The organism is Pseudomonas sp. Irchel 3A7 (assembly GCF_900187565.1).
Classification (GTDB): domain Bacteria; phylum Pseudomonadota; class Gammaproteobacteria; order Pseudomonadales; family Pseudomonadaceae; genus Aquipseudomonas.
In genome coordinates, this window is the sequence record NZ_FYED01000018.1 from 170,028 (window position 1) to 183,200 (window position 13,173).

Below are 13,173 nucleotides of genomic sequence, written 5' to 3' on the forward strand. Positions count from 1 at the left end.
GTCATCGAACGTCCTTAGATTGGCTCAGGTATTGCTGACCTAGACCAACACCACCGCAATCGCAGCGTTGAAAACACCCATAGGAGCTTCGGAATGAAAAAGCTTTTCCTGGCAACACTGTTAGGTTCGACCATTGCCATGTGCACCGCCGCCATGGCGGCTGATGATCTGAAAACCCTCGAAGCCGCTGCGAAAGCGGAAGGCGCGGTCAACAGTGTCGGCATGCCCGATGACTGGGCCAACTGGAAAGGCACCTGGGCCGACCTGGCCAAGAACTACGGCCTCAAACACATCGACACCGACATGAGTTCGGCTCAGGAAATCGCCAAGTTTGCCGCGGAAAAAGACAACGCCAGTGCCGACATCGGCGACGTCGGTGCAGCCTTCGGCCCGATTGCAGTCAAACAAGGCGTCACACAGCCTTACAAGCCATCGACCTGGGACCAGGTGCCGACCTGGGCCAAAGACAAGGACGGTCACTGGGCCTTGGCCTATACCGGCACTATCGCCTTCATCGTCAACAAGAAGCTGCTGCACGGTTCCGAAGCGCCAACCAAGTGGGCTGACCTCAAAACCGGCAAATACAAGGTGTCCATCGGTGACGTGAGCACTGCCGCACAAGCTGCGAACGGCGTTCTGGCTGCTGCGCTGGCCAACGGTGGCGACGAGAAAAACCTCAAGCCTGCATTGGATCTGTTCGCTGACATCGCCAAGCAGGGTCGCTTGTCGATGGCCAACCCGACCATCGCCACCATGGAAAAAGGCGAGATCGAAGTCGGCGTGGTCTGGGACTTCAACGGCCTGAGCTACAAGGCCAAGATGGCCAATCCTGATGACTACACCGTACTGATTCCTTCCGACGGCTCGGTGATTTCCGGCTACACCACCATCATCAACAAATACGCCAAGAACCCGAACGCCGCCAAGCTGACCCGCGAGTACATCTTCAGCGACGCCGGCCAGATCAACCTGGCCAAGGGTAACGCCCGTCCGATCCGCGCCGAGCACCTGACCCTGCCCGCCGATGTCCAGGCCAAGCTGCTGCCGAACGAGCAGTACAAAAAGGTCACGCCGATCAAGGACGCGGATGCGTGGGAAAAGACCTCCAAAGCCCTGCCGCAGAAGTGGAACGAAGAAGTCATCGTAGAAATGAAATGACGCGGTAGATCCCCGCCTCGGGATCTGATGGAAATCTCTGTGGGAGCGAGCCTGCTCGCGAAAGCGCTCTGACATTCAACATTGGTCTGAATGTTAAGCCCCCTTCGTGAGCAAGCCCGCTCCCACAGTGGACCGAGTGAATTTCAAATTCCTGTTTTGCGGAGTTTTTGCCCCTATGAAGCACAACGTCATCCTTGTCGTGCTCGACGGCCTCAATTACGAAGTCGCGCGCCACGCCATGGGGCACCTGCAGGCTTACGTCGGCGCAGGACGCGCAGCGCTCTACAAGCTGGAGTGCGAGTTGCCGGCCCTGTCCCGACCGCTTTACGAATGCATCCTGACCGGCGTCACGCCGATCGAGAGCGGCATCGTTCACAACAACGTCTCGCGCCTGTCCAACCAGCGCAGCATCTATCACTACGCCACCGACGCCGGCCTGAAGACCGCCGCGGCGGCTTATCACTGGGTCAGTGAGTTGTATAACCGCTCACCGTTTGTGGCGGCCCGGGATCGTCACACCAACGACCCTGCTCTACCGATCCAGCACGGGCATTTTTACTGGAGCGATCACTACCCCGACTCGCACCTGTTCGCCGACGCCGAAAACCTGCGCCTGCGCCATGCGCCGAATTTCCTGCTGATACACCCGATGAACATCGACGACGCCGGGCACAAGCACGGCCTCGACACCCCGCAGTACCGCAACAGCGCGCGCTCGGCGGACATCATCCTCGCCGACTACCTGCAAGGCTGGCTCGACGCCGGTTACCAGGTGCTGGTGACCGCCGACCACGGCATGAACAACGACCGCTCCCATAACGGTCTGCTGCCCGAGGAACGCGAAGTGCCGCTGTTCGTGCTCGGCGATGCGTTCAGTTTCAACGCCAACGCCACGCCAGGACAGAGCGAGATCTGCGGCACCGTGTGCGAGCTGCTGGGCGTGCCCCACGACAAACCTGTGTGCCGGGAGCTGCTCAAGTGACCTCCATGATGCGCGGCAAATGGCTGGCAGCCTTGTGCCTGGTACCCTTCGCCCTGTTCTTTATCGTGTTCGAAATCGCCCCCCTGGTGTGGGTGATGATCAATAGCCTGGAATCGGAAGAATTCGGGTGGGGCCTGGCCAACTTCATCAGGATCTTCGATTCGAAGTTTTACCGGCAGGCGATCCAGTACAGCCTCGAGATCAGTTTCTGGTCCAGCGTGTTCGGCATCATTATCGCGGTACTCGGTGCCTATTCCCTGCGACGGGTCGACTCGAAGCTGCGCAACTTCGTCAACGCCTTCGCCAACATGACCAGCAACTTCGCCGGCGTGCCTCTGGCCTTTGCGTTCATCATCCTGCTGGGTTTCAACGGCAGCTTCACCATCCTGCTCAAACAGGCCGGAATCATTCAGGACTTCAACCTGTATTCGAAAACCGGGGTGATCATTCTCTACACCTACTTCCAGATTCCCCTTGGCGTGCTGCTGCTCTACCCGGCCTTCGACGCCTTGCGCGAAGACTGGCGCGAGTCCGCCGCGCTGCTCGGCGCGAACGGCTGGCAGTTCTGGCGCCACATCGGCCTGCCGGTGCTGACCCCGGCACTGCTCGGCACCTTCGTGATCCTGCTGGCCAACGCCCTCGGCGCTTACGCCACGGTGTACGCCCTGACCACCGGCAACTTCAACGTGATGCCCATCCGCATCGCGGCGATGGTCTCGGGCGATATTTCCCTGGACCCGAACCTGGCCAGTGCCCTCGCCGTAGTGCTGGTGGCGTTGATGACCCTGGTGACCGTCGTGCATCAGCTGCTGTTGAAGAGGAGCTACCATGTTTCGCGCTGAATTGGGCCCCGTCGGCATCTACCACCGGGTAGTGGTCTACCTGCTGTTTATCATTCTATTGCTGCCGCTGCTCGGCACCTTTATCTACTCGATTTCCAGCAGTTGGTCGGCCACCATTCTGCCCAGTGGTTTCAGCATCAAATGGTACGTGCAGCTGTGGAGCGATCCGCGTTTCCTGAGTGCTTTCGGCCAGTCGCTGCTGGTCTGCATCGGAGCGCTGATTCTCTCGGTGGTGCTGATTTTGCCGCTGCTGTTCGTGGTGCATTACCACTTTCCGAAACTCGATGCATTGATGAACATCCTGATCCTGCTGCCCTTCGCCGTGCCACCCGTGGTGTCGTCGGTGGGATTGTTGCAGCTCTATGGTTCAGGGCCGTTCGCCATGGTCGGCACGCCGTGGATCCTGATCGGTTGCTACTTCACCGTGGCGCTGCCGTTCATGTACCGGGCAATCACCAACAACCTGCAAGCGATCAACCTGCGCGACCTGATGGACGCCGCCCAACTGCTCGGTGCCAGCACCTTCCAGGCGGCGATCCTGGTGGTGCTGCCGAACCTGCGCAAGGGCCTGATGGTGGCGTTGCTGCTGTCGTTCTCGTTCCTGTTCGGCGAGTTCGTGTTCGCCAACATCCTCGTCGGCACCCGTTACGAAACCCTGCAGGTCTACCTCAACAACATGCGCAACAGCAGCGGCCACTTCACCAGTGCGCTGGTGATTTCCTACTTCTTCTTTGTGCTGGTTCTGACCTGGGCGGCCAATATCTTGAACAAGGACAAAAGCGAATGAGCTATGTCAGCGTCCAACACCTACAGAAAAACTACGCAGGCACCACGGTGTTCAGCGACATCAACTGCGAAATCCACAAAGGTGAATTCGTCACCCTGCTCGGCCCGTCCGGTTGCGGCAAATCCACGCTACTACGCTGCATCGCCGGCCTGACCTCGGTGAATGGCGGCAAGATTCTGCTCGATGGTGTCGATATCGTGCCGTTGAGCCCGCAGAAACGCGGGATCGGCATGGTGTTCCAGAGTTATGCGCTGTTCCCCAACATGACCGTCGAGCAGAACGTCGCCTTCGGTTTGCGCATGCAGAAGGTCAACGCCGACGACAGCCAGAAGCGCGTCGCCGAAGTGCTGAGACTGGTGGAGCTGCAAGATTTTGCCGCCCGCTATCCGCATCAGCTGTCCGGTGGCCAATGCCAGCGTGTCGCCCTCGCCCGCTCCCTGGTCACCCGCCCACGCCTGTTGCTGCTGGACGAACCGCTGTCGGCCCTCGATGCGCGGATTCGCAAACACTTGCGTGAGCAGATCCGTCAGATCCAGCGTGAACTGGGCTTGACCACGATTTTCGTCACACACGACCAGGAAGAAGCCCTGACCATGTCTGACCGGATTTTCCTGATGAATCAGGGAAAAATCGTACAAAGCGGCGACGCCGAAACCCTGTACACCGCGCCGGTGGATGTGTTCGCCGCCGGGTTCATCGGCAACTACAACCTGTTGGACGCCGAGAGCGCGACGAAACTGCTGCAGCGGCCGGTCAATCATCGTATAGCGATCCGCCCTGAGGCCATCGAATTGAGCCTGAACGGTGAACTGGACGCGCAAGTACGCAGCCACAGCCTGCTGGGTAACGTGATCCGCTACCGGATCGAAGCCCGGGGTGTGGAGTTGGTGGTGGACGTGCTCAACCGCTCGGCTTCTGACCTGCATCCCGATGGTCAGCGCCTGGCGCTTTCCATCGATCCGACGGCCCTGTGTGAGGTAGCTTGAAAGCAGTTGCAAGCTACAAGCTGCAAGCTTCAAGTTGTAGACTGCTGACCACCTAAATTCACTTCTTGCGGCTTGAAGCTTGAAGCTTGCAGCTGTTCACAGAGAGAACCCGATGGCCCTGGCAATTTTTGATCTGGACGAAACCCTGATCCACGGCGATTGCGCCTCGCTGTGGAGCGAACAAATGGTCCGCCTCGGCTGGGTCGACGGCGAATCCTTCCTGCGTCGTGACAAGGAGCTGATGGATGCCTATGGCCGGGGCCACCTGGCGATGGAGGACTACATGGCCTTCAGCCTGGAACCCTTGATCGGCCGCAGCCCGGCAGAAGTCGAGCATCTGGTCGGGCCTTGGGTGGAAGACTTCATCGAACCGATCATCTTCAGCGACGCCACCAAGGCCATCGCCGCCCACCGCAAGGCGGGCGACCGCATCCTGGTGATCTCGGCCTCGGGTGTACACCTGGTCAAGCCCATTGCCGAGCGCCTGGGCATCGATGAGATTCTCGGCATCGAACTGGAAGTGGCGCACGGCGTATACAGCGGCAACACCGTTGGCACCCTGACCTACCGCGAAGGCAAGATCACCCGGTTGCTGGAATGGCTGGATGCCGAAGAGGAAAACCTCGAAGGTGCGAGCTTCTATTCCGACTCACGCAATGATTTGCCGTTGTTGCTGAAGGTGGATTTCCCGCACGTCGTCAACCCGGACCCGGTGTTGCGCGAACAGGCCGAAAAAGCCGGTTGGCCGATCCACATCTGGAAATAACCAAGATCCCCTATGGGAGCGAGCCTGCTCGCGAAAGCGGACTTATATTCAACACATCGGTTGAATGACACACCGCCTTCGCGAGCAGGCTCGCTCCCACAGGCGTTTTGTGTCAGGTCAGGCTTTCGTCGATCACAAGCACCAGCTTGCCCGCCACCTTGTTACTCGCCAACGCCGCAAATGCCGCTTCGGCATCCTTGATCGGGAAGGCCCTGGACAGTTGCGGGCTCAGGCGTTTTTCGGCAAACAGCGGCCAGACATGCAGGCGTAGATCGCTGAACAGATCCGCCTTGAACTGATCGTCGCGGCTGCGCAGAGTCGACCCCAGCAACTGCACGCGCTTGGCCAACACTTGCGCCAGATCCAGCTTCGCTTCGCGGCCGCCCATCAGACCGATCAGCACCCAACGACCGTCACCGGCCAGCAATTTCAGGTTCAGCGCAGCGTAGTTGCCGCCCACCGGATCGAGGATGACATCGAACGGCCCGAGGTCGCTCAGGCTTTCCAGATCGCCGGTGCGCACCACGCCCCCCTGGGCACCGAGCGCTTCGCAGTAGGCCAGGCGTTCGGCGGAGCCGACACTGACCCAGCAAGGGTTACCAAAGGCCTTGCACAGCTGAATGGCCGCTGAACCGATTCCACTTGCTCCGGCATGCAGCAGAACTTTTTCGCCCGGTTTGAGCGCTGCCAGTTGAAACAAATTCAACCAGACGGTCGCATACACTTCCGGCAACGCAGCGGCTTCGGCCAACGACATTTCGTCGGGAACCGGTAACACATGCCGTCCGTCGACAACCACCTCTTCGGCCATCCCGCCCCCGGCCAGCAAGGCGCAAACACGATCCCCCACTTGCCAGGACGAGCCCGGGCCGACCTCGCTGATCACCCCCGAACACTCTAGACCGAGCACTTGGCTGGCCCCCGGTGGTGGCGGATAAAGACCGGCCTTCTGCAACAAATCGGCGCGATTGAGCCCCGCAGCCGCCACTCGAATGCGAACTTGTCCTACATCACACGCCGGACGAGGCTCTTCAACCCACTCCACTTGACCGTCAACGCCTTGCAATGCTTTCACAGTGCCTCCATAGTGAGTCTGGACTGAGCCCGAAGCTGTACCGCCGGGCTTTTTGCATTATGCGACCGGCCCATGTGGAACCGGCGACTTCAAAGACGGCCTAATATGCGTTATCAATTGTCCCCGCGTCGAATCAACATGAAGCGTTTGTTCCCCAGCACCGCCCTCGCTCTTTTCATCGGTATCGGCCTTTTGCCGCTGTCCGGCAGTTCATTCGCAGCCAATAGCTGGGACAAGCTTCAACCCGATCGCGACGAAGTCATCGCCAGTCTGAACGTCGTGGAGTTGCTCAAGCGCCACCACTACAGCAAGCCGCCGCTCGATGACGCGCGCTCGCTGATCATCTACGACAGCTACCTCAAGTTGCTCGACCCGTCGCGCAGCTATTTCATGGCCAGCGACATTGCCGAATTCGACAAGTGGAAGACCCAGTTCGACGACTTCCTGAAAAGCGGCGACCTCAACGCCGGGTTCACCATCTACAAGCGCTACCTGGACCGCGTCAAGGCGCGTCTGGACTTCGCCCTTGCCGAGCTGAACAAAGGCGTCGACAAGATCGACTTCACCACCAAGGAAACCTTGCTGATCGATCGCAAGGACGCTCCTTGGCTCAAATCCACCGCGGAACTCGACGACCTGTGGCGCAAGCGCGTCAAGGACGAAGTACTGCGGCAGAAGATCGCCGGCAAGGATTCCAAGCAAATCCAGGAAACCCTGACCAAGCGCTACAAGAACCAGTTGGCGCGTCTGGACCAGACCCGCGCGGAAGACATCTTCCAGGCGTACATCAACACCTTCGCCATGTCCTACGACCCGCACACCAACTATCTGTCGCCGGATAACGCGGAAAACTTCGACATCAACATGAGCCTGTCCCTGGAGGGCATCGGCGCCGTGTTGCAGAGCGACAACGATCAAGTGAAAATCGTGCGCCTGGTGCCGGCAGGCCCGGCGGACAAGACCAAGCAGGTCGCTCCGGCCGACAAGATCATCGGCGTTGCCCAGGGCAACAAAGAAATGGTCGACGTGGTGGGCTGGCGCCTGGACGAAGTGGTCAAGCTGATCCGCGGCCCGAAAGGCACCGTGGTGCGCCTGGAAGTGATCCCGGCCAGCAATGCGCCGAACGACCAGACCAGCAAGATCGTGCCGATCACCCGCGAAGCGGTGAAGCTTGAAGATCAGGCAGTGAAGAAGTCGGTGCTCAACCTCAAGCAGGATGGCAAGGACTACAAACTCGGCGTCATCGAGATCCCGGCCTTCTATCTGGACTTCAAGGCATTCCGTGCCGGCGATCCGGACTACAAGAGCACCACCCGCGACGTCAAGAAACTGCTGACCGAGTTGCAGAAGGAAAAGGTCGACGGCGTAGTGATCGACCTGCGCAACAACGGCGGCGGTTCCTTGCAGGAAGCCACCGAGCTGACCAGCCTGTTCATCGACAAGGGGCCGACCGTGCTCGTGCGTAACGCCGATGGCCGCGTCGATGTACTGGAAGATGAAAACCCGGGCGCGTTCTACAAAGGCCCGATGGCGTTGCTGGTCAACCGCTTGTCCGCCTCGGCGTCGGAGATTTTCGCCGGTGCCATGCAGGACTACCACCGCGCACTGATCATCGGCGGCCAGACCTTCGGCAAAGGTACCGTGCAGACTATCCAGCCGCTGAACCATGGCGAGCTGAAACTGACCCTGGCCAAGTTCTACCGGGTTTCCGGCCAGAGCACCCAGCATCAGGGCGTACTGCCGGATATCGATTACCCGTCGATCATCGACACCAAGGAAATCGGCGAAAGCGCCCTGCCGGAAGCCATGCCGTGGGACACCATCAAAGCGGCGATCAAGCCGGCTGCCGACCCGTTCAAACCGTATATCACCCAGCTCAAATCCGAGCACGACGTGCGTACGAACAAAGACGCGGAATTCGTGTTCATTCGCGACAAGCTGGCCCTGGCGCAGAAGCTGATGGCAGAAAAAACCGTCAGCCTCAATGAAGCCGAGCGTCGTGCGCAACACGCCGACATCGAAGCCAAGCAACTGGCCATGGAGAACATCCGTCGCAAGGCCAAGGGCGAAGAGCCGCTCAAAGAGCTGAAGAAAGAAGACGAAGACGCCCTCGCGGCCGAGCCGGACAAGACCAAGCCGGAAGACGACGCCTACCTGAGCGAAACCGGGCGCATTCTGCTGGACTACCTCAAGCTCAACACCGCGGTGGCCAAGCACTGAGTGGTGACTGGCAAGATGATGGCAATTTAATGCTGAAGCTCCCCGGAGCTTCATCAAACAGTCATCATTCTGTCGTGAAATAAAGGACTGGGCGTGCTCTTTTACCAAGAGCCCGCCCAGTCCTTTTTTTATCGCCAGAGATTGCCATGACCACAACCGAACAGCTGAGTGCGTTGAGTTCAATCCTGACTCAAGGCGGTTTGCACAGCCTGTTCCAGCCGATCATTTGCCTCTCCGAACGACGGATTCTCGGCTACGAAGCCCTCAGCCGCGGCCCTTCCAACAGTCCGCTGCACTCCCCCATTGCGTTGTTCGCCGTCGCCCGCCAGGCCGGCCGCCTGAGCGAACTGGAAATCGCCTGTCGGCAGAGCGCATGTCGACGCTTCAATGACCAGCAACTGCCCGGCAAGCTGTTCCTCAACGTGTCCCCGGAATCCCTGCTCGAAGCCGCACACCAGCCCGGCCGCACCCTGCAACTGCTGCAGGATTTCGGCATCCCGCCCAGTCAAGTAGTCATCGAACTCACCGAACAGACGCCGATCGACGATTTCCAGTTGTTGCAAACCGCTCTGCATCACTACCGGGCGATGGGGTTTTCCATTGCCCTCGATGACTTGGGTGCAGGCTACTCGAGCCTGCGCCTGTGGTCGGAGTTGCGCCCGGACTACGTGAAGATCGACCGACATTTCATCGACGGCATTCATCAGGATGCGCTCAAGCGCGAGTTCGTCGGCTCGATCCTGCAAATCGCCAAGGCATCACGGGCGCAGGTAATCGCCGAAGGCATCGAGTTGCCGGAAGAACTGGCGGTGTTGACCGAAATGGGCGTTGATCTGGTCCAGGGCTACCTGCTTTGCCGCCCACAGGAACATCCGCCCCGGGATGCCCGGCCCCTGATGCCGCGCCAGGACAATCCCGCCGTGGTGCTGAACGACGAAGCCAGCGACCTCAGCGCCCTGCTCAACGACCAGCCCGCGGTGGGCCGTAACACCCCGACCGCCAACGTCCTCGAAGCCTTCCGCCGCCAGGCCAACCTGAACTCGCTGGCGGTGCTGGACGATCAGGGTCAGCCGTGCGGCATCGTCCATCGGCATTCGCTCTCGGACGCGCTGCTCAAGCCGTTTGCCACCGACCTGTTCGCCCGCAAACCCATCAGCCGTTTGATGAGCGATGACTTCCTGGCGGTCGAGATGAGTCAGTCGTTGCAACAGGTCAGCCGCCTGATCACCAGCCGCGCCCGGCAACGCATTGAAGAAGATTTCATCATCACCCTCAACGGCAGCTACCTGGGCCTGGGCCGGGTGATCGATGTACTGAAACTGATCACCGAACTGAAAATCCAGCAGGCCCGCTACGCCAACCCGTTGACCCTGCTGCCGGGTAACGTGCCGATCCAGCAATGCCTCACACGGCTGCTGCAACAGAAGCGGGAATCGGTGATCTGCTACGTCGACATTGACAGCTTCAAACCCTTCAACGACATCTACGGCTATGGCCGTGGGGACGAAGTCCTGCTGTGCCTGGCGCAATGCCTGAACGACCGCGTCGACCCGTCCCGCGACTTCGTCGGCCACATCGGCGGCGACGACTTCCTGCTGGTGCTCGGCCCGGAAGACTGGGGCAAACGTTTGAACCAGCTATTGGACGACTTCCAGAGCCAATGCCGACGCTTCTACCGCAGCGAACACCTCGAAGCCGGCTGCTTCATCGCCCCCAACCGCCAGGGCGTGCGCCAGGAATTCCCGCTGCTGTCCCTGTCCATCGGCGTGGTGCACCTGCATCCCGAGGCCTGCGGAGCCATCGACGCCAGCCAGTTGGCAGAGATGGCATCACAGGCCAAACACCACGCGAAAAATGTGCCGGGGTACAGCGTGCATGTGATTGATAGTTTGGCGGTGCCGGAGCCTGAAGTTGAGATGCTGATGGGGCATCGCTGAATAGTCTGACGCCTTCGCGGCGGTGCGGCGATCCGACAAGCCTCGCTCCCACAGGGTTCTATGTCGTTCGCTATCCTTGCGTACAACACAAAACCCTGTGGGAGCGGGCTTGCCCGCGAAGAGGCCGTGTCATCCAATGCAGATTTTTTTGGATTAACTCCCCGCTAAGCCCCTGAAGCCCGCCCCCGCAACCGCCGCCCCACCACATCCAATACATCACACCCATCCCGCAACGGAATGGCACACAGCAAGGCAAAATCACTGAGAATGAACGACTCACACTCCACCGAACCCCGCATGGACAGGTTTTCCAGCACCTGGGTGACGGCGCGGATTCGATAGTTGGCAGCGTCGGTCAAAACGTCGAGCGGCGCGTGGGTATCTACGAACAGAGTGGGCATTTCGCAGCAGTTGCTGGTGAGCGCCATGAAGCGGTTTTCGGGGTGGGGGATTGGTTTTTCGTAGGGTGGATCGGGATGAAGTGTTGGCATTTTAAACCTCCGACGATTATGGGAGCAGCCATCAGCCTTCCTACAGGCTTGGGGTGGCAGCTATACGCGGGGTAGGAATACCGAGCATCGGAGAACCCGGCCACGCCGAAACGTGCCCGCGTACAACCGCCGCAGCAGATTTTACGGACGTGAAATGACGGCCGCAAATCAGGTGTCGACGCTACGCGCTTCCGATGGCTGAAGGGTTCCTACACCCCACCACTGAACTTTCAGTGACCACCAAAGGCTATCGGGTGAACTCACTTCGCACCAGTTCATGAAAACCGCTAGAACTTGAAGGAAATCTCCTAGGACCTTGCCCGGAAATTTCGCAGGACAGTAAAGTGCCCTGATCACCACGTTGATTGGTCTTCGAAACTGGCCTTCAGTAATTCGTCTTTCCATTCATCAATCAATACACTATAAATATCGTAAAAAAAAGCACGAGGATCGTTCATTTCGTCCCAGTAACCAGGAAAACAATTGGTACTCTCACAATCGTGTTCAAGCAAGGCCTGAAAATCATAATATTCATCTTTCAATGCTGCTTCAAGAGTCGAAACCAGCAAAAATTTATGCCTGTAGGTAAGATAATTAGATTGCTCCGCAATATATTTCTTCGCAAGCGCCTTACGATCCCCCGAATCATTAATGTTATATTTCTCTAATTCACAACCGAGAGTTTCTTCTCGATCATAAATATCAAAACAGCCTATGATTTCCCTAACCGTGGGCACATATTCTTCATCTAGAAATGGATCTTTAATCATTTAATTATCACCGGATGTGACGTAAAGGGTTTCGGATTACTTTCCTTACTAAACTTCGTCTCGGAACCATGCATGCTTTCGATAAAATATGGACTCTCTGAATCCTTTTTATTCGGCTTATACCCTCTGCCGACATTCTCATTATCTCTTCGCACAACACTATTTCCATTGACATCCTTCCCAGTAAATTGAGGAAGCCCTCGAAGAACCCTAGTAAGATCATCATTCAATGTATGCATATGCAAATTCCAGCTTTTATATTGAGAGCTTAGGTTCCCTATTTTTTTGTTATGAGGCTGCTTCGTCATAGGGTTTGTACCATCTATTGCACGCTGGCGAAGGGCTGCATCAGGAACTTCAACACTGTGCTTCCCTATACTATGCATTCCTGGGTACTTCTTCTCTAAACGCTCAACCCACCGTTTTGCGACCTCTTCCTTAAGCACCTCAATCCGAGCCTTCCTCTCTTCTCCCGTCAGCTTTGGAAGTGCGGGCGATCCCTCATCAACTTTAGCTCCAGCTACCCCATCCGGTGCCGAACACCCCGGCTTATTCGCCCCCGGACAATTCCCACTCAACCCCAACGGATCCACCCACCCCGTCGGGTTGCGCGTGTACTGGTAGGCATTCAACCCACCCGCCAGCTTCACCGGGTCCGGGGTCAGGTAGCGTCCCGTGTCCGGGTGGTAGTAGCGGTGGCGGTTGTAGTGCAGGCCGCTTTCGGTGTCGAAGTACTGGCCCTGGAAGCGCAGCGGTTGTTCGAGTTGTTCGCCGCCACCGTGGGTCAGTTGGCTGAGCTTGCCGTAGGCGGTGTATTTCGCCGACCAGACGATGTCGCCGCCGTAGTCGGTGAGTTCCTGCGGGGTGCCGAGGTGGTCGAGTTGGTAGTAGAACGGTCAGGCTTTTTTCGGGCCTTTGCCGTCGAGCAGCGCCAGCGGGCGGAAGCTGCCGGGTTCGTAGAGGTAGCTGCGGTAGTGGGTTGGGCTGCTTTCGGCGATGAGGTTATCGCCCTGCCAGAAGAAGGTGGTGGTGTGGCCGTCGACGGTCTTGGCGATGCGCCGGCCGAAGGCGTCGTAGCGGTAGCAGGCCTGGCGACCGTCCGGCAGCTGGAGGCCGATCAGGCGGTGCTGGCTGTCGTAGCGGTACTCGGTGACGGCAT

The 13,173-nt window shown here is 58.6% G+C and carries 11 protein-coding genes and 1 pseudogene; 8 read left to right on the forward strand and 4 right to left on the reverse strand.

The features are described 5' to 3' along the window. Window positions 1-93: 93 nt before the first annotated feature. The 6 genes from CKW21_RS26670 to CKW21_RS26695 all read left to right on the forward strand — a co-directional run bounded on the left by CKW21_RS26670 (window position 94) and on the right by CKW21_RS26695 (window position 5,521). The gene (locus tag CKW21_RS26670) at window positions 94-1,158 is read left to right on the forward strand and encodes an ABC transporter substrate-binding protein (RefSeq protein WP_095196845.1); all 1,065 of its coding nucleotides are present in this window, start codon (window positions 94-96) and stop codon (window positions 1,156-1,158) included. Between the two features lie 175 nt (window positions 1,159-1,333). Beyond that, window positions 1,334-2,140, forward strand: coding sequence for an alkaline phosphatase family protein (locus CKW21_RS26675; RefSeq protein WP_095196846.1), 807 nt, complete (start codon window positions 1,334-1,336; stop codon window positions 2,138-2,140). Between the two features lie 5 nt (window positions 2,141-2,145). Then, entirely contained in the window at window positions 2,146-2,982 is an 837-nt protein-coding gene (locus CKW21_RS26680) for an ABC transporter permease subunit (protein ID WP_170948740.1), read from the forward strand. Continuing rightward, complete coding sequence (locus CKW21_RS26685; protein ID WP_095196848.1) at window positions 2,969-3,769, forward strand: ABC transporter permease; 801 nt, start codon at window positions 2,969-2,971, stop codon at window positions 3,767-3,769. Before CKW21_RS26680 ends, CKW21_RS26685 begins: the two co-directional genes overlap by 14 nt. Continuing rightward, window positions 3,766-4,755 carry an ABC transporter ATP-binding protein gene (locus tag CKW21_RS26690; RefSeq protein ID WP_095196849.1) on the forward strand — a complete coding sequence of 330 codons (990 nt, stop codon included), beginning with the start codon at window positions 3,766-3,768 and terminating at the stop codon, window positions 4,753-4,755. Before CKW21_RS26685 ends, CKW21_RS26690 begins: the two co-directional genes overlap by 4 nt. Before the next feature lie 112 nt (window positions 4,756-4,867). After that, window positions 4,868-5,521 carry an HAD family phosphatase gene (locus tag CKW21_RS26695; RefSeq protein ID WP_095196850.1) on the forward strand — a complete coding sequence of 218 codons (654 nt, stop codon included), beginning with the start codon at window positions 4,868-4,870 and terminating at the stop codon, window positions 5,519-5,521. 112 nt (window positions 5,522-5,633) lie between these two features. Here CKW21_RS26695 and CKW21_RS26700 read toward each other — a convergent pair whose 3' ends face one another. Next, window positions 5,634-6,596 (reverse strand): zinc-binding dehydrogenase, encoded by a 963-nt coding sequence (locus tag CKW21_RS26700; protein ID WP_095196851.1) that lies wholly within the window; start codon window positions 6,594-6,596, stop codon window positions 5,634-5,636. A 138-nt stretch (window positions 6,597-6,734) separates the two neighbouring features. On the opposite strand from CKW21_RS26700, the gene CKW21_RS26705 reads away from it, so the two are divergent. Both CKW21_RS26705 and CKW21_RS26710 read left to right on the forward strand, forming a co-directional pair. Beyond that, complete coding sequence (locus CKW21_RS26705) at window positions 6,735-8,816, forward strand: carboxy terminal-processing peptidase (RefSeq protein WP_170948735.1); 2,082 nt, start codon at window positions 6,735-6,737, stop codon at window positions 8,814-8,816. Window positions 8,817-8,962: 146 nt separating this feature from the next. Continuing rightward, a complete protein-coding gene (locus CKW21_RS26710) occupies window positions 8,963-10,753 on the forward strand; it encodes a bifunctional diguanylate cyclase/phosphodiesterase (RefSeq protein WP_095196853.1) in 1,791 nt (596 codons plus the stop codon). Between the two features lie 164 nt (window positions 10,754-10,917). On the opposite strand, the gene CKW21_RS26715 is transcribed toward CKW21_RS26710, so the two are convergent. From CKW21_RS26715 to CKW21_RS32090, 3 genes and pseudogenes are all read right to left on the reverse strand, one after another. Continuing rightward, window positions 10,918-11,244 (reverse strand): hypothetical protein, encoded by a 327-nt coding sequence (locus CKW21_RS26715; RefSeq protein ID WP_095196854.1) that lies wholly within the window; start codon window positions 11,242-11,244, stop codon window positions 10,918-10,920. Between the two features lie 353 nt (window positions 11,245-11,597). Beyond that, on the reverse strand, window positions 11,598-12,014 hold the full coding sequence (locus CKW21_RS26720) for a hypothetical protein (RefSeq protein WP_095196855.1): 417 nt from the start codon (window positions 12,012-12,014) through the stop codon (window positions 11,598-11,600). Further along, window positions 12,011-13,173: pseudogene (locus tag CKW21_RS32090) on the reverse strand (RHS repeat domain-containing protein); the annotation flags it as partial. The pseudogene CKW21_RS32090 and the gene CKW21_RS26720, both read right to left, overlap by 4 nt.

Coding starts and splice junctions, on each gene's coding strand:
- CKW21_RS26670 (WP_095196845.1), top strand. CDS start 94: ATGAAAAAGCTTTTCCTGGCAACACTGTTAGGTTCGACCATTGCCATG.
- CKW21_RS26675 (WP_095196846.1), top strand. CDS start 1,334: ATGAAGCACAACGTCATCCTTGTCGTGCTCGACGGCCTCAATTACGAA.
- CKW21_RS26680 (WP_170948740.1), top strand. CDS start 2,146: ATGATGCGCGGCAAATGGCTGGCAGCCTTGTGCCTGGTACCCTTCGCC.
- CKW21_RS26685 (WP_095196848.1), top strand. CDS start 2,969: ATGTTTCGCGCTGAATTGGGCCCCGTCGGCATCTACCACCGGGTAGTG.
- CKW21_RS26690 (WP_095196849.1), top strand. CDS start 3,766: ATGAGCTATGTCAGCGTCCAACACCTACAGAAAAACTACGCAGGCACC.
- CKW21_RS26695 (WP_095196850.1), top strand. CDS start 4,868: ATGGCCCTGGCAATTTTTGATCTGGACGAAACCCTGATCCACGGCGAT.
- CKW21_RS26705 (WP_170948735.1), top strand. CDS start 6,735: ATGAAGCGTTTGTTCCCCAGCACCGCCCTCGCTCTTTTCATCGGTATC.
- CKW21_RS26710 (WP_095196853.1), top strand. CDS start 8,963: ATGACCACAACCGAACAGCTGAGTGCGTTGAGTTCAATCCTGACTCAA.
- CKW21_RS26715 (WP_095196854.1), bottom strand. CDS start 11,244: ATGCCAACACTTCATCCCGATCCACCCTACGAAAAACCAATCCCCCAC.
- CKW21_RS26720 (WP_095196855.1), bottom strand. CDS start 12,014: ATGATTAAAGATCCATTTCTAGATGAAGAATATGTGCCCACGGTTAGG.